The following is a 19,863-nucleotide window of genomic DNA, read 5'->3' as shown; positions in this document are numbered from 1 at the left end:
CCACCCGAGGGGGAGGCCCACCACCAGGAGTGGGTGTGGGGCGCGTGCATGGCTCCACCGTAGCGGATGGCGCCGACCGGGTGAGCGGACTCACGTGATTGTCCGAGATGTGTCTCACCCCTCGGGCAATGGTCACGAATCGGTGGTGCCACCCCGTAGCCTTGCCGTGTGACCGTGACGACTGAGACAACGAGGACTGGCCACTCCTGGCAGTCCCTGCCCGCGGCGCAGCAGCCTGAATGGCCGGACCAAGAGGCTCTGCGCAAGACCCTTGCGGACCTCGCCTCCTATCCGCCGCTCGTCTTCGCCGGCGAGTGCGACCAGCTGCGCGCCCGGCTCGGAGCCGTGGCACGCGGGGAGGCCTTCCTGTTGCAGGGTGGCGACTGCGCCGAGGCCTTCGACGGCGTCTCGGCGGAGCACATCCGCAACAAGCTGAAGACCCTGCTGCAGATGGCCGCCGTACTGACGTACGCGGCCTCGGTGCCGGTCGTGAAGGTCGGCCGCATCGCCGGCCAGTACTCCAAGCCGCGCTCCAAGTCGACCGAGACCCGCGACGGGGTGACCCTGCCGGTCTACCGGGGCGACTCGGTGAACGGCTTCGAGTTCACCCCCGAGTCCCGGATCCCGGACCCGGAGCGGCTGAAGCGGATGTACAACGCCTCCGCGGCGACGCTCAACCTGGTGCGCGCCTTCACCACCGGTGGTTACGCGGACCTGCGTCAGGTGCACGCCTGGAACCAGGACTTCGTCCGCAACTCGCCGGCCGGTCAGCGCTACGAGCAGCTCGCCCGGGAGATCGACAACGCGCTGGCGTTCATGAACGCCTGTGGTGTCGCGCCGGAGGAGTTCAAGACCGTCGAGTTCTACTCCTCGCACGAGGCGCTGGTCCTCGACTACGAGACCGCGATGACCCGGGTGGACTCGCGCACCGGCGAGCTGTACGACGTCTCCGGCCACATGGTGTGGATCGGTGAGCGCACCCGTCAGCTGGACCACGCGCACATCGAGTTCGCCTCGAAGATCCGCAACCCGATCGGGGTGAAGCTCGGCCCGACCACCACGGTCGACGAGGCGCTGACCCTGATCGAGAAGCTGGACCCGGAGCGCGAGCCCGGCCGGCTCACCTTCATCACCCGGATGGGTGCGGGCAAGGTCCGCGACCACCTGCCCGGTCTGGTGGAGAAGGTCACCGCCTCCGGCGCCCAGCCGGTGTGGATCTGCGACCCGATGCACGGCAACACCTTCGAGGCCTCCAGCGGCCACAAGACCCGCCGCTTCGACGACGTGCTCGACGAGGTCAAGGGCTTCTTCGAGGTGCACCGCGCCCTCGGCACCCACCCGGGCGGCATCCACGTGGAGCTGACCGGCGACGACGTCACCGAGTGCGTCGGCGGTGGCGACGAGGTGCTGGTCGACGACCTGCACCAGCGCTACGAGACGGCCTGCGACCCGCGGCTCAACCGCAGCCAGTCGCTGGACCTGGCGTTCCTGGTCGCGGAGATGTACCGCGGCCAGTAGATCCGCCGGCCGTCAATGTGACGAAGGCCCCTCCGGTTTCGGGAGATCCCGAGGTCGGAGGGGCTTTTTCGTTCCCGGATCGCCGGGTAAGGTGAGGCTTAGTGAACTAAGGCAAGCCTTAGTCAAGATCATTCCGCCGAAGGGCGCCGCTTCACCCCGGGAGAGACCGCGATGTACGTGTGCATGTGCCATGCGGTCACCGAGGACCAGGTGAAGAAGGCCATCGACGGGGGTGCCAACACCCCCCGCCAGATCGCGAAGGGCTGCAAGGCCGGCACCGACTGCGGGTCCTGCGTCCGCCGGATCCAGGCGCTGCTCGGCGAGCACGGCGCCCGGCCCTGCCCGACCGCCCGACTGGCCGCGAAGCTGGGCCTCGCCGACCCGGGGACGCAGGAGGCGCAGGCCGCGCCGTCGGAACCGGCCCGGGTCACCCCGCTGCGCGCCGCCTGAGCGCTCAGGACTCCGGCTGCTCGATCAGCTGGGCGAGGTAGAGCGGCTCGCCCAGCTTCTCCAGGAGTTCCAGCTGGGTGTCCAGGTAGTCGATGTGGTGCTCCTCGTCGGCCAGGATGTCCTCGAAGATGTTCGCCGAGGTGACGTCGTTCTTGGCGCGCATCACCACGATCCCGCGCTTCAGCCGGTCGATCGCCTCGACCTCGATCTGGCGGTCCGCCTCGAACATCTCCTTGACCGTCTGGCCGATCCGGACGTGGAACAGCCGCTGGTAGTTCGGCAGCCCGTCCAGGAACAGGATCCGGTCGGTGAGCGTCTCGGCGTGCTTCATCTCGTCGAAGGACTCGTGCCGGGTGTACTTGGCGAGCTTCGTCCAGCCGAAGTTCTCCTGCATCTTGGCGTGCAGGAAGTACTGGTTGATCGCGGTGAGTTCCGCGGTGAGCTGCTCGTTGAGGAACTCGATGACCTCTGGATCGCCCTGCATTGGCGGTGCCTCCCTGCGATGCGTCCTGCGATACGTCCTGCGTGGGTGCTGCGTGGGTCCTGCGCTGCGCATCCTGGCACCGTGATGGGGCGAAATTCCAGTAAGTTCACACTCACTAGGACATGTGTCGGAATATCCGATTTGGGTGGGCGTTGGCCCGTACGGGCGGGCGTGCGAGCCCGCCAAGGGGCGCGCGCCGGGGTTCGACCGCCGTCTGTCACCATGGAGCCATGGGTCAGTCCGAACAAGAACCGCTTCCGCCGTCTGACCCGAGGCTCCCCCCGGGGCAGCGCGTGCAACGCGGCTGGCCCGCCCTCCACTACGGGCCGGTGCCCCGCTTCAAGCCGCTGACCTGGGACCTCCAGGTGTTCGGCGCGACCGCCTCGGCGGAGAAGCACAGCTGGGACTTCACCGCCTTCACCGCGCTGCCGCGCACCACCGTGGTCGCCGACCTGCACTGCGTCACCAAGTTCTCGATGCTCGGCAACGAGTGGACGGGCGTGTCGGCCGCCACCCTGCTCGACCTGGTGCCCCCGGCGCCCGGCGTCACCCATGTGATGGTCTGGGCGGAGTACGGCTACAGCGCCAACCTGCGGCTGGCCGACTTCGCCGACCCCCGGTCGGTCTTCGCCACCCACCGCAACGGCGAGGCGCTGACCGCCGAGCACGGCTTCCCGGTCCGGCTGGTCGTCCCGCAGCTGTACGCCTGGAAGGGCCCCAAGTGGGTCCGCGCGGTCGAGTACATGCGGGCCGACCGGCGCGGCTTCTGGGAGGAGCGCGGGTACCACAACCTCGCCGACCCGTGGCGCGAGCAGCGGTACTCCTACCAGGAGGAGCCGGGCGACGGCCCGCTGCGCTGAAACCGCTGGGCCGCTCGAACCGCTGGACCGCTCGGCTCAGGGCGCGATGTTCTGGTTGAGGTGGAACAGGTTGCCCGGGTCGTAGCGCCGCTTCAGCTCCACCAGCCGGTTGTAGTTGCCCCGGTAGTTGGCCTCGATGCGGTGCTGGTCGTCGTGGTCCATGAAGCCGATGTACCCGGCCTCGTCGGAGTGCGGGGCCAGGGCGTCGTAGTAGTCGCGCACCCACTGCGTGTTCGCGGGGTTGTCGGCGGGGTCGGGCCACACCCCGGCGATCACGGTGGCGAAGGTCGCCTCCCGGTGGGCGAAGGCCGTCGCGTCGGCGGGGACCCGGTGGCAGGCGCCGTTGATCGAGTAGAGGTGCATCCCCGAGTTCACGGTAGGCACCCGCGGCCCGTACTCGGCGTGGGCCGCGATCGCCCCGTCGGTCAGTTCGGCCGCGAACACGCCCTTCCAGTAGTTCTGCATGCCCCACGGCAGCAGCGGGTCGAAGGCGGCGGCGAACGCCGGGTACGGGGCCGGGCCCACGCCGTCGGCCACCACCGGGGCGAGGTCCCGCAGCGGGGCCAGCACCTTGTCGGCCTCCTCCGGCGGCCCGGACCAGCACGGGAACAGCAGGATGAACGGCTGGCCGACCCGGTCCTCCGGGATGAACGGCAGGGGCGGGGCGAGGTGGAAGCCGGGGAACAGGCCGAGCTGCTCGGGCGCGTCCTGGATGAACTCGCGGTAGAAGCGCAGGACGGTCGGCACGCTCTCCAGCTCGTAGGCGATCGGCCCGGCGACCACGTCGGTGACCGGGCTCAGCCGGAACTCGAAGGAGGTCACCACGCCGAAGTTGCCGCCACCGCCGCGCAGCGCCCAGAAGAGGTCCGGCTCCTCCTCCTCGCTCACCGTGCGGAACCGCCCGTCCGCGGTGACCACGTCCGCGGAGATCAGGTTGTCGCAGCTCAGACCGAGCGACCGGGCCAGGTGGCCGAAGCCGCCGCCGAGGGTCAGCCCGGCGATGCCGGTGGTGGAGATGATGCCGCCGGTCACCCCGAGGCCGAAGGCGTACCCCGCGTCGTTCAGATCGCCCCAGGTGACGCCGGCGTCGCAGCGGGCGGTCCGCCGCACCGGATCGATCCGGACGCCGCGCAGGCCGGAGAAGTCGATCACCACACCGCCGTCGCAGGTGCCGAAGCCGGGCGCGCTGTGCGCGCCGCCGCGCACCGCCAGGTCCAGCCCGTGCTCCGCCGCGTACCGGACGGTCGTGATCACGTCCCCGGCGTTCGCCACCCGGACGATCACGGCCGGCCGGCGGTCGATCATGGCGTTGTAGACCACCCGGGCCTCCTGGAAGCCCTCGTCCCCGGGGGTCAGCACCGCGCCCCGGACGCGTTCCCGCAGCTCGTCGACGGTGGGCCCGCTCATGGCACCACTCCTCCCGTGCCGGCCGCCGCGCAGCCCCGTCCGGAGGTCCCGGCGCCGCGGCGCGCCGCCGCATCCGGGGCCGGGCAGGCCACATCTCACGCTACGCCGTGGCCGACCCGCCCGCAGGCCGGGCCCTCCGGCGGCCCGGCCACCGGAACGCCTTAGAGGAAGGGGAAGTTGACCGTCACGGCGGTGTGCTGCGGGCGCCGCTCGCCGGCCGCCGGGAACTGGCTGGACACCTTGCCGGTGCCGAACAGGTTCACCCCGGTGGTCTGCATCGTGAAGCCGGCCGCCTGGAGCGCCTTGGCGGCGTCGTCCTTGCTCATCCCGGTGACGTCCGGGATCGGCACCATGCCCTTGCTGACCACCAGCGAGACCGCGGTGTTCTCCTGCAACAGCTGCCCGGCCGCCGGCGAGCTGCTGATCACCGAGCCCTCCGGCACGGAGTCGTTGTACGTCTCGGTCACGCCGCCCTTGGTCAGCTGCGCGGAGGCGAGCGCGGCGGCGGCCTGGTCGGCGGTCTTCCCGGTGACGTCCGGCACCGCGATCCGCTTCGGGCCCTTGGACACGGTGATCGTGACGGCGTCGCTCTTGCGGGTCCGCGCCCCCACCCCCGGGTCGGTGGCGATGACCTGCCCCTGCGGGGCGGACTCGCTGTACGCCTCGACGAACCTGGCGTGCATGCCCTCCTTGTCCAGCAGCCGTTGCGCCTCGGCCCGGTCCTTGCCGAGCACCCCGGGCACCGGCCCGTACAGCGCCTCGGAGAGCCCGTAGGTGACGCCGCCGACCGCCAGCACCAGGGCGGCCAGTACGGCGGTCCAGACCAGCGGCTTGCGGGGGAGGCGGCGCAGCAGGCCCGGCCGGCGGTCCCGGGGCTCGCGCGCCGGGGCGGGCTCGTCGTACGGGCGCGGCTCGGTGAGCAGCTGCTCCATCAGCTCCGGCGGCACGTCCAGCACGCTGGTGCGCTCGGGCGCCGGGGCGTCGGCGGGCGCCGGCACCGGCGGGACCGCCGACGGGAGCACCGGCTGGACGACCGGCTGGATCACCGAGGTCGGCTCGCTGGTCGGGTAGCGCGGGCTGGGCCGGGTGGAGGCCGGCGGCTCGGCGTCCAGCTGGACCGGGGTGAGGGTGCGGCGGACCCGCTGGAGCGCGGCGAGCAGCTCGACCGCGTCGTACGGGCGGGCGTCCGGGGTGCGGGCGCAGGCGCCGGCCACTATGGCGTCCAGGGCCGGGGCGACCGACGGGGCGACCAGCGAGGGGGCGGGGACGTCCTCGTGCAGGTGCTTGTACATGACCTGGACGGGGTTGTCGCCGGTGTGCGGGCGGCGGCCGGTCAGCATCTCGTACAGCAGGATGCCGGCCGCGTAGACGTCCACCCGCTGGTCGGTGGGGGCGTCCGGGAGGATCTGCTCGGGGGCCAGGTAGGAGACGGTGCCCATGACGGTGCCGCCGGTGGCGGTGGTGGTCGAGGTGGGGGCGCCGTCGGCGGCGTTCAGCATCCGGACCAGGCCGAAGTCGGCGACCTTGACCAGGCCGCTCTCGGTGATCAGCACGTTCTCCGGCTTGACGTCCCGGTGGACCAGACCGGCCCGGTGGGCGGCGCCGAGCGCGGCGAGCACCGGCTCCAGGACGTCCAGCGCGGCCCGGACGGACAGCGCGCCGCGGTCCCGCAGCAGGTCCCGCAGGGTGCGGCCGGGCACGTACTCCATGGCGAGGAAAACGTTTCCGCCGTCCGCGCCCTGGTCGAAGACGTTGACCACGTTGGGGTGGGAGAGCCGGGCGATCGCCTTGGCCTCGCGGATGAACCGGGCGGTGAAGCCCTCGTCCCCGGCCAGCGCGGGGTGCATCACCTTGAGCGCGACGACCCGGTCGAGCCGGGTGTCGGTGCCCTTGTAGACGGTGGCCATCCCGCCGGTCGCGATGCGCTGCTGGACCCGGTACCGGCCGTCGAGCAGGGTTCCGATCAGCGGGTCGTGCAGTGCCATGTCCACTCGGGGGAGTCTAGTGGCGGGGCGCCGCGCGGTCCCACCCCCCGGCGGCGTGCCGGGGGGCTCGTGGCCGGGCTGTGACAGTGTGGGCCGCCGTCAGAACGCCGGGTGCTCGCGGGTGTCGAGGTCGGCGCGGCCGGCCATCGCGGAGGAGGCCTCGGCGTGGAAGCGGCGCGGGATGCGGCCGGCCCGGTGGGCCAGCCGGCCGGCCTCGGCGGCGTGCCGCATCGCCCCGGCCATCAGCACCGGGTCCTGCGCCCTGGTCACCGCGGAGGCGAGCATCACCGCCGCGCAGCCCAGCTCCATCGCCAGCGCGACGTCGGAGGCGGTGCCGGCACCCGCGTCCAGGATCACCGGGACGCCGGCGCCCTCCACGATCAGCTGGAAGTTGTGCGGGTTGCGGATGCCGAGGCCGGAGCCGATCGGCGAGCCCAGCGGCATGATCGCCGCGCAGCCGACGTCCTCCAGCTTGCGGGCCAGCACCGGGTCGTCGTTGGTGTACGGCAGCACGGTGAAGCCGTCGTCGACCAGCGTCTCGGCGGCGTCCAGCAGCTCGATCGGGTCGGGCAGCAGGGTCCGCTCGTCGGCGATGACCTCCAGCTTCACCCAGTCGGTGCCGAGCGCCTCGCGGGCCAGCCGGGCGGTCAGCACGGCCTCGCCGGCGGTGAAGCAGCCGGCCGTGTTCGGCAGCACGCGGATGCCGTTGCGGGTCAGCACGTCCAGTACGGAGCCCTGGGTGGTGGCGTTCACCCGGCGCATCGCCACGGTGGTCAGCTCGGTGCCGGAGGCGAGCAGCGCCTGCTCCAGGACCTCCAGACTCGGCGCGCCGCCGGTGCCCATGATCAGCCGGGAGTTGAAGGTCGCCCCGGCGATGGTGAGAAGGTCGTCGGCCATCGTCAGCCTCCCTGCACGGCGGTGAGGATCTCGATCCGGTCGCCCGCCGACAGCGGCGTGTCCGACCACGAACTCCGCGGCACCACGGCCTCGTTGAGCGCGGCGGCGACGCCGGAGTTGGCCCGGCTGAGGGTGGCCACCATCTCGGCGAGGGTGGTCGTCTCGGGCACCCGGCGGGGCTCGCCGTTGACGGTCAGTGCGATCTCGTTCATGCGGGGACCTTCGTGGTGGAGCGGGCGGAGGAGAACCGGGTGGGTGCGAACGGCCGTGCCAGTTCGGGCAGTTCACCGGTGGCCAGGTACTCGGCGAGCAGGTCGGCGGTCACCGGGGTGAGCAGCACGCCGTTGCGGTAGTGGCCGGTCGCGGCGACCAGCCCGGGCAGCGCGGTCGGCCCCAGCAGCGGGGCGTTGTCCGGCGAGCCCGGCCGCAGCCCGGCCGAGGTCTCCAGCAGCGGGAGTTCGGTGATGCCCGGGACCAACTCGTGGGCGTCGCGCAGCAGTTCGTACACACCGCCGGCGGTCACCGTGGTGTCGTAGCCCTGCTCCTCGCTGGTCGCGCCGATCACCAGCTCGCCGTTCTCCCGCGGCACCAGGTAGAGGTGCTGGCCGCGCACCACCGCGCGGACGTTGCGGGACAGGAACGGCCGGTAGGCGTCCGGGATCCACAGCCGCAGGATCTGGCCCTTCACCGGACGGATCGCCGGCAGCACACCCTCGGGCAGGCCCGGCAGTCGGTGGCTGTGCGGGCCGGCCGCGAGCACGACCTGGTCGGCGGTCAGGGTCTCGTGCGTGCTCAGCCGGGCGCCGACCGCGCGGCCGTCCTCGACCAGCAGCTCCACGGCCTCGGCGCGATGGATCAGGACCTCGGCGCCTTCACAGGCGAGGACCAGCGCGTGGAGCAGCCGACGGCCGTCCACCTGGTGGTCCTCGGCCACGTGCAGGCCGCCGCGCACGCCGGGGGCGAGCATCGGTTCCAGCTTCCGGGTCTCCCGGCCGGTCAGCCAGGTCGAGTCCAGGCCGAGCCGTTGGTGGAAGGCGTGCAGCTCGCGCAGTTCCTCGCGGTCGTCGGAGTCCAGCGCGACGGCGATCGTGCCGCACCGGCGGTAGCCGGTGTCCTCGCCGCCGCTGGCCTCGGTGAGCTCGGCGGCGAAGGCCGCGTACCGCTCGTTGGAGGCCATGCCGAGGCGCAGCAGCGGCTCCTCGCCGTACTGGAGTTCGGTGACCGGGGCGAGCATCCCGGCCGCGACCCGGGCGGCGCCGCCGCCGGGGGAGGGGTCGACCACGACGGTCCGCAGCCCGCGCTGCGCCGCGCGCCAGGCGACGGCGAGGCCGATGACGCCCCCGCCGATCACCAGCACGTCGGCGTGGGCGCCCGGTGCCAAGCGTGTCAAAGCTGCTCTTCTCCCTTCGCCGGTATGACCCGGATCAGGTTCGGACGGTCGCAGGCCGTGCCAGCCCGCCTCTCAGCCCGGTACGCCGGGCTCCCGTGATGGTGCCCCCACCTTAACTCCGGGGGTCGGCCCGCCCGAAGGCCCGTACAAGGGGTGGACAGGCCGGTCGGGCCAGGGGTGCGGCTGAGTACAGTGACGGGCGTGGCAGAGCTGAACGGAACGGATCAGGTGGTCGTCGTCGGGGCCGGGCTGGCCGGGGCGCAGTGCGCCCTGAAGCTGCGGCAGGGCGGCTGGCGGGGGCGGATCGTCCTGGTCGGCGAGGAGCCGCACGCGCCGTACGACCGGCCGCCGCTCTCCAAGGACGTACTGCTCGGCAAGACCGACGCCACCACCCTGGACATCGACTACCCGCACCTCGGCATCGAACTGCTCACCGGCCGCCGCGCCACCGGCCTCACCCCGGGCGTGCTGCACACCGACGGCGGCGACCTCCCGTACGGCGCGCTGGTGATCGCCACCGGCGCCACCCCGCGCGCCCTGCCCGGCGCCGAGCGCGCGCACCTGCTGCACACCCTCGACGACGCCCTGGCGCTGCGCGCGCTGCTGCGGCCCGGCCTGCGGCTGGTGCTGGTCGGCGCGGGCTGGATCGGCGCCGAGGTGTCCACCGCCGCCCGGGCGGCCGGCTGCGAGGTGACGGTGGTCGAGGCGGGCCCGGCGCCCGTCCCCGGCGCGCTGCCCACCGAGGTGGGCTCGGCGATGGCCGCCTGGTACGCCGAGGCGGGCGTGGACCTGCGCTGCGGGGTCGGCGTCGCGGCCGTGGAAGCCGGCGCGGTGCTGCTGGCGGACGGCTCGCACCTGCCCGCCGACGAGGTGGTGGTCGGCGTGGGCGCCCGGCCCGCGACCGGCTGGCTGGCCGGCTCCGGGGTCGACCTGGACGAGTCCGGCGCCGTCCTGGTGGACGAGCGGCTGCGCACCGGCCTGCCCGGGGTCTTCGCGGCCGGGGACTGCCTCAGCTACCCCTCCGCCCGCGCCGGCGCCCGGCTGGCCGTCCAGCACTGGGACCACGCGCTGCAGTCCGGCGAGGCCGCGGCCGCCGCCGTGCTCGGGGTGGACGCGCCGTACGACCCGGTGCCGTACTTCTGGTCGGAGCAGTTCGGCCGGATGGTCCAGTACGCCGGGCGGCACGCCGAGGGCGACGAGGTGCTCTGGCGCGGCGGCCCGCAGGACGCCTCCTGGGCGGTGCTCTGGCTGCGCGCCGGGGTGCCCACCGCGCTGCTCGCCGTGGACCGGCCGCGCGACCTCACCCAGGGCCGCCGGCTGATCGAGCGCGGCACCGCCGTGGACCGGGCGCGCGCCGCGGACCCGTCGACCCCGCTGAAGTCGGCGGCGCTCTGACCGCCGGGACGGGCCCTTGGTGCGCGCGGGCCCGCCGAGGTGGCAGTCTGGTGCCGTGAGTGAGATCGATGCCAAGACTGACGCCCTGGTCCCCGAGTGGCTGTACCTGCCCGACATCTCCGAGCGGTGGGGTGTGCTGGTCACCGAGGTCCGCAACATGGTCAAGAAGGGTGACCTGATCGCGGTCCGCCGCGGCCCCAACAAGTCGTTGCAGGTCCCGGCCGCCTTCATCGACGAGGAAGGCCCGGTCAAGCACCTGATCGGCCTGCTGACCGTGCTGCGCGACAGCGGGTTCAGCGACGAGGAGATCATCGAGTGGCTGTTCACCGAGGACCCGTCACTGCCGGGCACCCCGGTGCAGGCGCTGTGGGAGAACCGGGCGACCGAGGTCAAGCGCCGCGCCCAGGCGATGGCCCTGTGACCGACCCCGACCCGACGACCTCCCGGCGGGCACGGCTGGCCGACGCCCGGCTGTACCTGTGCACCGACGCCCGGCGTGAGCAGGGCGACCTCGCCGAGTTCCTGGACGCGGCGCTGTCCGGCGGCGTGGACATCGTCCAGCTCCGCGACAAGGGCCTGGAGGCGAAGCAGGAGCTGGCGGCCCTCGAGGTCTTCGCCGACGCCTGCCGCCGCCACGGCAAGCTGCTCTCCGTCAACGACCGCGCCGACGTCGCGCACGCGGCCCGGCCGGACGTGCTGCACCTCGGCCAGGACGACCTGCCGGTGCCCGCCGCCCGGGCGATCCTGGGCGAGGACGTGCTGATCGGACGGTCCTGCCACGCCGAGTCCGAGGTGGACGCGGCGATCGCCGAGCCCGGTGTGGACTACTTCTGCACCGGCCCGGTCTGGCCGACCCCGACCAAGCCGGGCCGGCACGCGCCGGGCCTCGACCTGGTCTCGTACGCGGCCGGGCAGGCCACCGACCGGCCGTGGTTCGCCATCGGCGGGATCGACCTCGGCAACCTGGACGAGGTGCTGGCCGCCGGCGCCCGCCGGATCGTCGTGGTCCGGGCCATCACCGCCGCGGCGGACCCGCGGGCGGCCGCCGCGGAGCTGTCCCGGCGCGTGCGCTCGGTCTGACCCCGCCCGTCCGACCCGGCCCGTCCGGGCACCACCCGTCCGACCACCGCCCCGAGGCCGTCGCCGTCCGTCAGTACTTGCGGACGGTGGCGGCCTCGGCCAGTGCCAGCAGCACCGCGCGGGCCTGCTCGTCCACCAGCGGTGCCGCCGCGAGGGCGGCCAGCGCCTGCCCCATCAGCTCGTCGATCCGCTGCTCCACCAGCTCGGGCGCGCCGCTGCGGGCGACCAGCGCGCGCAGCTCCGCGACCTCCGTGGGCACGAGGTCGGGCGCGCCGAGCCGCTCGTCCAGGTGGCGGGCGTCGGCGGCGGGCAGGCCGCGCATCGCGTGCGCGACCAGCAGGGTGCGCTTGCCCTCGCGCAGGTCGTCCCCGGCGGGCTTGCCGGTGACCGCCGGATCCCCGAAGACGCCCAGCAGGTCGTCCCGCAGCTGGAAGGCTTCGCCCAGCGGCAGCCCGAACGCCCCGTACGCCTCGACCAGCTCCGGGTCGGCGCCCGCGAGCAGCGCGCCGACCTGCAACGGGCGCTCGATGGTGTACTTCGCCGACTTGTAGTGCAGGACGGTCTGCGCCCGCTCCAGCGCGCCCTCGTCCGTCGAGTCCCCGGCCACCGGCTCCAGCACGTCCAGGTACTGGCCGACCATGACCTCGGTGCGCATCAGGTCGAACACCGGCTTGGCGGCCAGCACCGCGGCCGGCTCCAGGCCCGAGCGCAGGAACAGCTCGTCGCACCAGATCAGCAGCAGGTCGCCCAGCAGCACCGCGGCCGAGGTGCCGTACTGCTCGCGGTCGCCGCGCCAGCCGCTGTCGCGGTGCAGCGCCTCGAAGCGGCGGTGGACGGACGGCAGGCCCCGGCGGGTGTCGCTGCGGTCCATCAGGTCGTCGTGGACCAGGGCGCTCGCCTGGAGCAGTTCCAGCGCGGCCGCCGCGTTGGCGATCCCCTCGCCGCGCGCCGCGCCGCCGGCGCCCCGCCAGCCCCAGTAGCAGAAGGCCGGGCGCAGCCGCTTCCCGCCGTCCAGCAGGAAGTCGCGCAGCGCGTCGGCGGCGGGCACCAGCTGGGGCGAGATCTTGCTCAGCAGGGCGGCCTGGCCGTCCATGAACGCGGCGAGAGCGGCGTTGACGCGCGCGCGGACCTCCTCCACGTCAATGGGGTTGGCCGGCCGGTTGCTGGACGAGGTCACGATCATGCTCCGCTGGTTCGCTGGGGGTGCAGCAAGCGTAGCGGGGCGGCCGGGAACGGGCGTGCGAGCGGCCTCGCCACCCCGCCCGGAGACCGCCCGGACACCGCCCGGACCGAAGCGGAACGCTGTCCATCACTTGTCTCAATCCGTGGAACCGGGTTGTCCGGCCCCTTCGCAGCCCGGATAACCTGCCAACATGGCACTCGGCATCGCCTCCACCAGATCGGACCGCGCACAGACGGTCCGCGAGCTGCTGGCGGCCGGAAAGCGGTCCTTCTCCTTCGAGTTCATGCCCCCGCGCAGCGAGGTCGGCGAACAGAAGCTCTGGGACGCCATCCGGCGCCTCGAACCGCTCGACCCCAACTTCGTCTGCATGACGTACGGGGCCGGCGGCTCCTCGCGCGAGCGCACCGTCAACATGGTCGGCCGGATCGCCACCGAGACCACGCTGACCCCGGTGGCGCACCTGACCGCGGTGGACCACTCGATCGCCGAACTGCGCAACATCATCGGCCAGTACGCCGACCAGGGCGTGCGCAACGTCCTCGCCGTCCGGGGCGACCCGCCCGGCGACCCGATGGGCGAGTGGATCAGCCACCCCGAGGGCGTCACCTACGCCTACGAGCTGGTCGAACTGATCAAGGGCATCGGCGACTTCTGCGTGGGCGTCGCGGCCTCGCCGAACATGCACCCGCGCTCGACCAACTGGGACGACGACATCCGGCACTTCGTCGCGAAGATCCGCGCCGGCGCCGACTACGCGATCACCCAGATGTTCTTCGAGGTCGACGACTACCTGCGGCTGCGCGACCGGGTGACCGCCGCCGGCTGCACGGCGCCGATCATCCCGGAGATCATGCCGGTCACCAACGCCAAGCAGCTGGAGCGCTTCCCGCAGCTCAGCGGCTCGGCGTTCCCCGCCGACCTGGAGGCCCGGCTGCGGGCCGCCGTCGACGACCCGGCGGCGCTGCGCGCGATCGGCATGGAGCACGCCACCGCGATGGCCGAACGGCTGCTCGCCGAGGGTGCGCCCGGCCTGCACTTCATCACGCTCAACCACTCCACGGCGACGCTGGAGATCTACCAGAACCTCGGCCTGCACCAGCGCCCGGCGTAGGGCCGTCCGGAGTGTCCAGGAGCCCGTCACGGCACCGGCCGTGGCGGGCTCGATCGTGTGCGCTCCGGCCGTGACCGGCTGGAACGCGATGCGGTACCCGGGCCGTTGAACCGGTACAGTCGCCGGACACGCGCGGCGCGCGCGGGCACGCGACTGGAGGTAGCGGGCGGATGGGCATCGGATACCTGCTGCTGTACGTCGCGTTGGCGGTGGTGGCGCTCTGGCTGATCGCCGAGGTGCTGCTGCAGAACCGGGCGCCGCTGCACTGGCGGGCCCTGGCCCTGGTCGGATTCCTCGGGGTGGCCGCCGGCATGACCGTCGGGTCGGTCGTGGTGATCGGCGCCGGCGCGGCCATGTTCGCGGCCGGCCAGACCTTCGTCACCCTCTCGGTCAAGCGCGGCTACCAGGCCGGCTGGTCGCTGCGCAACGCCGACGGCAGCCTGCCCGGTCCGCTCGCCAAGGTGCCGCTGCTCGGCGCCCTGACCGGCGGCGCGGCCACGGTCGCGGCCGTCGCGGCCGCGGAGGAGCGGGTCGGCGAGGTCAGCGCCGTCGAGGAGAGCCCGGCCGCCGCCCCGGTCGCCGAGGAGGCGCCCGAGGTCGAGCAGACCGCGGCCTTCGAGATGCAGGAGCTCGCCCAGGACGGCGTCTACGCGCCCGGCTACTACGAGCAGCCGCAGGCCGGGTACGAGCAGCAGCCGGCCTTCGAGGCGCAGGCCGCGTTCGGGCAGCAGCCGGCCTTCGAGCCGCAGGCGCAGACGCCGGACTCGTACGCCGAGGCCTACCAGTCCGGCTACGACACCGCCCAGCCGCAGCCGTCCTACGAGCAGCAGCAGTGGCAGACCCAGCAGCAGCCCGCCTTCGCCTACGACCAGGGCTACGGCGGCTACCCGCAGCAGACCGACCCCTACGGCGGCTACCCGCAGCAGGAGCAGCACCAGGGCTACCCGCAGCAGCAGCCCGGCTGGGACCCGAACGCCCAGCAGCAGTGGCAGCAGCAGCCCGACCAGCACCAGCAGCAGCAGCACCCGCAGGGCATCCCGCAGCAGCCGAGCTACGACCAGGCGTACGGCTACCAGCAGCAGAACACCTGGCACCAGGCCTGAGCGCGCACCGGCCCTGAGGCCCTACGCCGGTCCGATGAGGTTGGCCGCGATGCACGCGGACATGCCGACCCGGGCCAGCCCGCCGCCGGGGTGGGCGCCGCCGCCGATCAGGTAGAGGCCGGGGACCGGGGTCCCGTTGGCGGGCCGCAGCCACTGCCCGTCCGATCCGGCGAGCGCGGGCCGGGGCACCGCGCCGCCGGGTGCGCCGGTCTCCCGGAGGGTGTCCGCCGGCGTGCGGACGACCCGCCACAGCACCCGCTCGCGCAGGCCCAGCCCGGCCGCGTCGACGTGGTCGAGCAGCCCGTCCGCGTAGCGCTCGGCGAGGCCGGGGGCCGTCCAGTCGACGGCGCCGTGGGCCGGGACGGTCGCGGTCAGCACCACGCTCTCGTGGGCCCCGTCGGGGCGCAGCGCGGCGTCGTCCGGGCGCAGCACCTGCACGGTCGGGCGCTCGCAGAGCGGGGCGGGGCCGGCCGGCGGGCCCTGCTCGGCCGCCGGGTCGGCGGCGTGCACCACCGTCCGGTGCGGGGTCCCGGCCGGGCGGGCGCCGCGCAGGGCGAGCAGCACGCTGAACCGGCCGGGCACACCGGACGGCCCCGCCGCCCCGGCGTCGGCGCCCGGCCATCCGGCGATACCGCGGGCGACCAGGGCCCCGGCGTCCATCGAGGAGAGCACCAGGTCCGCCTCGATCCGGCCGGCCGGGGTGTCCACGCCGCGGGCCCGGCCGTCCTCGACGACCACGCGCTCGACCGGGGTGTCGAAGCGGAACTCCACCCGGCGCTGCTCGCAACGCCGGAACACCGCGTCCGCGAGCGCGCGCAGGCCGCCCCGGACGTACCAGACGCCGAAGGACTGCTCCATGTACGGCAGCACGGTGGCCCCGGCGGGGGCGGTCCGCGGCGGCAGGCCGAACCGGACGGCGTGCTCGAACAGCAGCGCGGTCAGGCCGGGGTGGCCGCCGAGCTCCTGGTCGGCGACGTCGCCGAGCGTCCACGGGCGCGGGCGGCGCAGCCGGGCCAGGCCGGTGCGCGGCGGTGCCGGGTACGGGTCGGTGTGCAGCGGCGCCGGGTCGGCCGGGAGGGGTTCCTCCAGCAGCGGGCGGCGGGTGGCCTCCCAGACCGTCCGGCCGTGGTTCATCACCGCGCTCCAGCGGGCGCCCGAGCCGGCGCCGAACGCGGCGTCCAGGGCCTGCACGACGCCGCCCCGGGAGGCGTTGGGCAGGTCGACGGCGGTGCCGTCCGGGAACAGGTGCCGGCTCTCCGGGTCGACCGGGGCCAGCTCGACCAACTCCTCCAGCGGCTCCCGGCCGGTCTTCAGGGCCAGATCGCGGTAGACGGCCGGGAGGGTGAGCAGGCCGGGCCCGGTGTCGAAGGCGAAGCCGTCCCGCTGGTAGCGGCCGACCATCCCGCCGTACGTGCCGCCCGCCTCGCAGACCGTCACCCGGTGTCCGATGGTCGCCAGCCGGGAGGCCGCCGCGAGCCCGCTCATTCCTGCGCCGATGATGACGATCCGTGCCATGGTCAAGATCCTAGGACGGCTGGACGGACGCCCCGTTCGCCGCCCGGGCGGCCTTGCGCTCGCGGCGGCGGGCCCGGAACGCACGGATCCGGTTGATCGCGAACCAGACCAGCAGCAGCCCGGCGAGCAGCACGGCGGCGGCGATCGAGGCGGCCAGCCACGGGTGGAAGATCGCCAGGGTGACCAGGCCGGCCACCGAGAGGTCCTCCAGCAGACTGACCACGATGTTGCTGAACGGCTCCGGCGAGGTGTTGACCGCCATCCGCAGCGAGGCCTTCACCAGGTGGGTCACCAGCGCCGTGGTGCCGCCCATCGCGCCCGCCGCGACCTCGCTCAGCGAGCCCGGGTCGGCACTGGCGATCAGGACCGCGACGGTGGCGCCGGCGATCGGCCGGATCACCGTGTGCGCGGCGTCCCACACGCTGTCCACGAACGGGATCTTGTCGGCCACCGCCTCCAGCAGGAACAGCACGGCGGCCACCACCAGCACGTCGGTGCGCTCCAGCGCGGGCGGCACCGAGTCCGCTCCCGCGAACCGGCCCAGCAGCCCGAGCAACAGCACCACCGCGTACGCGTTGATGCCGCTCGCGAGACCGCTGGTGAAGATCAGCGGCACGATCGTCATGCCATCCCCCATCCTGGTTCCGGCCCGGCTCCGGGCCCCGCCGTACCGTACCGGGACGCGGCCGCGGCGGGCGCCGGTTCCCCGCCCGGGGGGTCTGAGTACGGATACTCAGATCCCCGGTTGAGTAGCCGAACGGATGCCCGCTGACCTGCCGGGACGGGAGAGTAGTGGCACCGGGAGGAGGGCGCGTCGGGCGCCCGGCGCCCGGGCGGCGGATGCGTCCGTCCATCGGCAACGAGGGGCCGACGGACGACGGGGGACATCCGCCGAGGGGGGAGCCGGTCACAGGCCCCGCACCGCCGGCACGGGGCGGCGGAGCGGGCCGGGGGGAGGCCGGCGAACGGGGGGAGCTCGCCGCCGCCGCTTTGTGGGGGGGACGGCGGTACGGCGACACGCGGCGGCGGCGCGGGCACGGGGGACACGGCCCGCGCCCGCCGCCCGTACCCCACGGCCCCGGCCGCGTTGTCAGTGGTCCCGGTCACGATGGAGGAGCACGGACCACCCGGTCCGCGCGCTGCCTCGGAACGGGGGAGACCATGACCATCAGCCACCCTGAGCCCGTCACCGCCCGCCTCCACTCCGCCGCCCAGCCGTACTCGCCGGGCGGCCGCCCCGGCGCCGAAGGCGGCGTCCATCCCGTGCTGCGCCGGATCGCCGCGCCGCCTGCCGCCCTCGACCTGCTCGCCGACGCCCATCGCACGCTCGACCGGGCCCGCGCCCTGGAGGACCCGCTGGAGCGGTACGCCACCGCCCACCTGGCCGCGCTGCGCACGGTGGCGGCCGTGCTCGCGGTGCGCGGCCGGCCGGAGAAGAGCCCGCGCCGGCGCAAGGCGATCCGCAGTGCCTGGGAGGTGCTGCCCGAGGTGGCGCCGGAGCTGGCCGAGTGGGCCGTCTACTACGGGGCCGGCGCCCGCCGCCGGGCCGCCGCCGAGGCCGGGATCCGGGGCGCCGCCTCGGCCCGCGAAGCGGACGACCTGATCCGCAACTCCGCCCTCTTCCTGCGCCTGGTCGAGCGCCTGCTCGGCCTGCACCCGCTGCCCCCCGCCCCCCGGCTGCCACTGGACGACGACGGCCTGACGAGCGGTGGCACCCGCCCGGTCTAAGGTGGAGGCATCCTGATCGATCCGCATGTGCCAAGGAGCCCGACCTTGTACCCGACGCGTCCCCGCAGTGCCCTGCGTACCGCCGTGGTGTGGGAGGTGGTGCGGGCGGCCCTGGAGAAGCGGGCGGCCGAGCTGGACCAGCCGGTGCTCGACGTGGTCGACACCGGCGGCGGCACCGGCAACTTCGCCGTGCCGGTGGCCAAGCTCGGCCACCGCGTCACCGTGGTCGACCCCAGCCCCGACGCGCTGTTCGCGCTGGAGCGCCGGGCCGCCGAGGCCGGGGTGACCGAGCTGGTCCGGGCCGTCCAGGGGGACACCCAGACGCTGCCCGAGCTGGTCGCGCCCGGCACCGTCGACGCGGTGCTCTGCCACGGCGTGCTGGAGGTCGTGGACGACCCGGCGGAGTCGCTCGGCAGCCTGGCCGCCACCCTGCGCAAGGGCGGCCTGGTCAGCCTGCTGGCCGCCAACCGCAACGGCGCCGTGCTGGCCCGCGCGCTGGCCGGCCACTTCACCGAGGCCCGTACCGCGCTGTCGGCCGTCGACGGCCGCTGGGGCGAGCAGGACCCGATGCCGCGCCGCTTCACCGGCGAGGAGCTGGCCCGGCTGGCCGAGGGCGCGGGCCTGCGGGTGGAGTCGGTGCACGGCGTCCGGGTCTTCTCCGACCTGGTGCCCGGGGTACTGGTGGACGCCGAGCCCGGCGCGCTGGAGGCGCTGCTGAAGCTGGAGGAGGCCGCCGCCGCGCAGCCCGCGTTCCACGCCGTGGCCACCCAGCTGCACCTGCTGGCCACCCTGGCCTGAGCCCGGGCGCAGCGCGTCGCCAAGGGCTCCCGCCGCCGTACGGTTCGCACACCGTCCGGCGGCGGTTCGCGTTCCGGCCACCCCCCGGCCGCCGGCCCGGGGACCGGTCACCTCCCCTGGTCCGGGTCGATTCCATCGGATCGGGCACTTGTGCGGGCGCCGGGGCGTTGGGACGGATGCGGCCGGGCCCGGTCGAAGTGGCCCGTCCCACGCGGCGCAGACCACTCCGTAACGGGCCCCCGGACCGTATGATCTGGGTAAAGCCGGAAAGCATGACAGCCGGACGCATGGGGCATATGGACGACACGGGCCGGGTCCCCCGCACAGGCGTCCGACCGTGTGTCCCGAAGGCTGATTGGACTTGCCTCCCCGACCGGGGCGGCGGACCGGTCGCATCCGCGACCGACGAGTAGGAGGACTCCGTGCCGCTCTCGGAGCACGAGCAGCGACTGCTCGACCAGATGGAGCGAGCGCTGTATGCCGAAGATCCCAAATTCGCGTCGGCGCTTGAGGGAACCGGGCTGCGCACCTACACCCGTCGGCGGGTCTATCTGGCCGTGGCCGGCTTCGTGGTGGGTATCGGCCTGCTGATGGGCGGCATGGTCGTCCCGGACCAGATCTGGGTCAGCGTCGTGGGCTTCCTGGTGATGCTCGGGTGTGCGGTGTTCGCCGTGACGGGCTGGCGCCGTGGGCCCGCCGGTCAGGGCTCCGGCCCCCGGCCGGCCGCCGCGCCGCGCCGCAAGGCGGGGATGATGGACCGCGTGGAGCAGCGCTGGCAGCGCCGCCGGGACGAGCAGACCGGCGGTTTCTGAGCCGCCGGGGATCCGCCTCCGGGCAGCGGGCACACGCACCGGACGAACGCCGAGGGGCGGGCAGTCGATCGACTGCCCCCCCCCCCGCGGTTCCGGGCGTCCCGGCCCGGGGGTCAGGCCGACGGGGGGGCCAGGCCCCGGGGGACA

Annotated in this window: 20 protein-coding genes and 1 riboswitch; of the genes, 11 read left to right on the top strand and 9 right to left on the bottom strand. The window is 74.0% G+C overall.

Translation table 11 applies throughout. From position 1 onward, the window contains the following. Positions 1-168 precede the first annotated feature (168 nt). Together ABTY15_RS15400 and ABTY15_RS15395 are read left to right on the top strand one after the other, a co-directional pair. Positions 169-1,518: a class II 3-deoxy-7-phosphoheptulonate synthase gene (locus ABTY15_RS15400; RefSeq protein ID WP_350584204.1), complete on the top strand. Its 1,350-nt coding sequence runs from the start codon at positions 169-171 to the stop codon at positions 1,516-1,518. Between the two features lie 171 nt (positions 1,519-1,689). Further along, positions 1,690-1,968 carry a (2Fe-2S)-binding protein gene (locus ABTY15_RS15395; RefSeq protein ID WP_350584194.1) on the top strand — a complete coding sequence of 93 codons (279 nt, stop codon included), beginning with the start codon at positions 1,690-1,692 and terminating at the stop codon, positions 1,966-1,968. A 4-nt stretch (positions 1,969-1,972) separates the two neighbouring features. On the opposite strand, the gene bfr is transcribed toward ABTY15_RS15395, so the two are convergent. After that, positions 1,973-2,452 carry a bacterioferritin gene (gene bfr / locus ABTY15_RS15390; RefSeq protein ID WP_350584182.1) on the bottom strand — a complete coding sequence of 160 codons (480 nt, stop codon included), beginning with the start codon at positions 2,450-2,452 and terminating at the stop codon, positions 1,973-1,975. Positions 2,453-2,682: 230 nt separating this feature from the next. Between bfr and ABTY15_RS15385 the strand changes: the two genes are divergently transcribed. Further along, the gene (locus tag ABTY15_RS15385; protein ID WP_350584167.1) at positions 2,683-3,312 is read left to right on the top strand and encodes a sulfite oxidase-like oxidoreductase; all 630 of its coding nucleotides are present in this window, start codon (positions 2,683-2,685) and stop codon (positions 3,310-3,312) included. Between the two features lie 36 nt (positions 3,313-3,348). On the opposite strand, the gene ABTY15_RS15380 is transcribed toward ABTY15_RS15385, so the two are convergent. From ABTY15_RS15380 to thiO, 5 genes are all read right to left on the bottom strand, one after another. Further along, positions 3,349-4,719 carry an FAD-binding oxidoreductase gene (locus tag ABTY15_RS15380; protein ID WP_350584159.1) on the bottom strand — a complete coding sequence of 457 codons (1,371 nt, stop codon included), beginning with the start codon at positions 4,717-4,719 and terminating at the stop codon, positions 3,349-3,351. Positions 4,720-4,880: 161 nt separating this feature from the next. Beyond that, positions 4,881-6,710 (bottom strand): Stk1 family PASTA domain-containing Ser/Thr kinase, encoded by a 1,830-nt coding sequence (pknB, locus tag ABTY15_RS15375; RefSeq protein ID WP_502893501.1) that lies wholly within the window; start codon positions 6,708-6,710, stop codon positions 4,881-4,883. A 93-nt stretch (positions 6,711-6,803) separates the two neighbouring features. Continuing rightward, on the bottom strand, positions 6,804-7,601 hold the full coding sequence (locus ABTY15_RS15370) for a thiazole synthase (protein ID WP_350584100.1): 798 nt from the start codon (positions 7,599-7,601) through the stop codon (positions 6,804-6,806). A gap of 2 nt (positions 7,602-7,603) precedes the next feature. Continuing rightward, positions 7,604-7,813, bottom strand: a complete 210-nt coding sequence (thiS, locus tag ABTY15_RS15365; protein ID WP_350583962.1) for a sulfur carrier protein ThiS — start codon at positions 7,811-7,813, stop codon at positions 7,604-7,606. Next, on the bottom strand, positions 7,810-8,991 hold the full coding sequence (gene thiO / locus ABTY15_RS15360; RefSeq protein WP_350583950.1) for a glycine oxidase ThiO: 1,182 nt from the start codon (positions 8,989-8,991) through the stop codon (positions 7,810-7,812). The genes thiS and thiO overlap by 4 nt, the downstream gene beginning before the upstream one ends. Further along, positions 8,986-9,098: riboswitch (TPP riboswitch) on the bottom strand. Its footprint overlaps the gene before it by 6 nt. Positions 9,099-9,183: 85 nt before the next feature. On the opposite strand from thiO, the gene ABTY15_RS15355 reads away from it, so the two are divergent. Genes ABTY15_RS15355 through thiE form a run of 3 tightly spaced genes read left to right on the top strand, consistent with a single transcriptional unit; the run spans position 9,184 to position 11,466 of the window. After that, positions 9,184-10,386, top strand: coding sequence for an NAD(P)/FAD-dependent oxidoreductase (locus ABTY15_RS15355; protein WP_350583940.1), 1,203 nt, complete (start codon positions 9,184-9,186; stop codon positions 10,384-10,386). Between the two features lie 55 nt (positions 10,387-10,441). Beyond that, the gene (locus ABTY15_RS15350; protein ID WP_350583931.1) at positions 10,442-10,807 is read left to right on the top strand and encodes an Rv2175c family DNA-binding protein; all 366 of its coding nucleotides are present in this window, start codon (positions 10,442-10,444) and stop codon (positions 10,805-10,807) included. Beyond that, positions 10,804-11,466 carry a thiamine phosphate synthase gene (gene thiE, locus ABTY15_RS15345; protein WP_350583920.1) on the top strand — a complete coding sequence of 221 codons (663 nt, stop codon included), beginning with the start codon at positions 10,804-10,806 and terminating at the stop codon, positions 11,464-11,466. Before ABTY15_RS15350 ends, thiE begins: the two co-directional genes overlap by 4 nt. A 70-nt stretch (positions 11,467-11,536) precedes the next feature. Here thiE and ABTY15_RS15340 read toward each other — a convergent pair whose 3' ends face one another. Then, positions 11,537-12,643 (bottom strand): polyprenyl synthetase family protein, encoded by a 1,107-nt coding sequence (locus ABTY15_RS15340; RefSeq protein ID WP_350583911.1) that lies wholly within the window; start codon positions 12,641-12,643, stop codon positions 11,537-11,539. A 196-nt stretch (positions 12,644-12,839) separates the two neighbouring features. Here ABTY15_RS15340 and metF point away from each other — a divergent pair, with 196 nt between their 5' ends. Next, a complete protein-coding gene (gene metF / locus ABTY15_RS15335; RefSeq protein ID WP_350583906.1) occupies positions 12,840-13,760 on the top strand; it encodes a methylenetetrahydrofolate reductase [NAD(P)H] in 921 nt (306 codons plus the stop codon). Positions 13,761-13,930: 170 nt separating this feature from the next. Continuing rightward, on the top strand, positions 13,931-14,863 hold the full coding sequence (locus ABTY15_RS15330) for a hypothetical protein (RefSeq protein WP_350583897.1): 933 nt from the start codon (positions 13,931-13,933) through the stop codon (positions 14,861-14,863). Positions 14,864-14,884: 21 nt separating this feature from the next. On the opposite strand, the gene ABTY15_RS15325 is transcribed toward ABTY15_RS15330, so the two are convergent. After that, positions 14,885-16,378 carry a phytoene desaturase family protein gene (locus tag ABTY15_RS15325; protein WP_350583889.1) on the bottom strand — a complete coding sequence of 498 codons (1,494 nt, stop codon included), beginning with the start codon at positions 16,376-16,378 and terminating at the stop codon, positions 14,885-14,887. Positions 16,379-16,388: 10 nt separating this feature from the next. Further along, entirely contained in the window at positions 16,389-17,003 is a 615-nt protein-coding gene (locus ABTY15_RS15320; protein WP_350583877.1) for a DUF4126 domain-containing protein, read from the bottom strand. Between the two features lie 542 nt (positions 17,004-17,545). On the opposite strand from ABTY15_RS15320, the gene ABTY15_RS15315 reads away from it, so the two are divergent. The 3 genes from ABTY15_RS15315 (at position 17,546) to ABTY15_RS15305 (ending at position 19,716) form a co-directional block, all read left to right on the top strand. Beyond that, positions 17,546-18,106 carry an SAV_6107 family HEPN domain-containing protein gene (locus ABTY15_RS15315; RefSeq protein WP_502893504.1) on the top strand — a complete coding sequence of 187 codons (561 nt, stop codon included), beginning with the start codon at positions 17,546-17,548 and terminating at the stop codon, positions 18,104-18,106. Positions 18,107-18,151: 45 nt separating this feature from the next. Beyond that, positions 18,152-18,904 carry a methyltransferase domain-containing protein gene (locus ABTY15_RS15310; RefSeq protein WP_350583705.1) on the top strand — a complete coding sequence of 251 codons (753 nt, stop codon included), beginning with the start codon at positions 18,152-18,154 and terminating at the stop codon, positions 18,902-18,904. A 422-nt stretch (positions 18,905-19,326) separates the two neighbouring features. Then, positions 19,327-19,716: an SCO2097 family morphological protein gene (locus ABTY15_RS15305; RefSeq protein WP_350583695.1), complete on the top strand. Its 390-nt coding sequence runs from the start codon at positions 19,327-19,329 to the stop codon at positions 19,714-19,716. Positions 19,717-19,863: the final 147 nt, after the last annotated feature.

Origin of the sequence: Kitasatospora sp. NPDC097643 (assembly GCF_040302625.1) — a bacterium.
Classification (GTDB): domain Bacteria; phylum Actinomycetota; class Actinomycetes; order Streptomycetales; family Streptomycetaceae; genus Kitasatospora.
This window is presented reverse-complemented; position numbering and strand designations above follow the sequence as displayed.

Coding starts and splice junctions, on each gene's coding strand:
- metF (WP_350583906.1), top strand. CDS start 12,840: ATGGCACTCGGCATCGCCTCCACCAGATCGGACCGCGCACAGACGGTC.
- ABTY15_RS15395 (WP_350584194.1), top strand. CDS start 1,690: ATGTACGTGTGCATGTGCCATGCGGTCACCGAGGACCAGGTGAAGAAG.
- ABTY15_RS15370 (WP_350584100.1), bottom strand. CDS start 7,601: ATGGCCGACGACCTTCTCACCATCGCCGGGGCGACCTTCAACTCCCGG.
- ABTY15_RS15330 (WP_350583897.1), top strand. CDS start 13,931: ATGGGCATCGGATACCTGCTGCTGTACGTCGCGTTGGCGGTGGTGGCG.
- bfr (WP_350584182.1), bottom strand. CDS start 2,452: ATGCAGGGCGATCCAGAGGTCATCGAGTTCCTCAACGAGCAGCTCACC.
- ABTY15_RS15320 (WP_350583877.1), bottom strand. CDS start 17,003: ATGACGATCGTGCCGCTGATCTTCACCAGCGGTCTCGCGAGCGGCATC.
- ABTY15_RS15380 (WP_350584159.1), bottom strand. CDS start 4,719: ATGAGCGGGCCCACCGTCGACGAGCTGCGGGAACGCGTCCGGGGCGCG.
- ABTY15_RS15385 (WP_350584167.1), top strand. CDS start 2,683: ATGGGTCAGTCCGAACAAGAACCGCTTCCGCCGTCTGACCCGAGGCTC.
- ABTY15_RS15325 (WP_350583889.1), bottom strand. CDS start 16,378: ATGGCACGGATCGTCATCATCGGCGCAGGAATGAGCGGGCTCGCGGCG.
- thiS (WP_350583962.1), bottom strand. CDS start 7,813: ATGAACGAGATCGCACTGACCGTCAACGGCGAGCCCCGCCGGGTGCCC.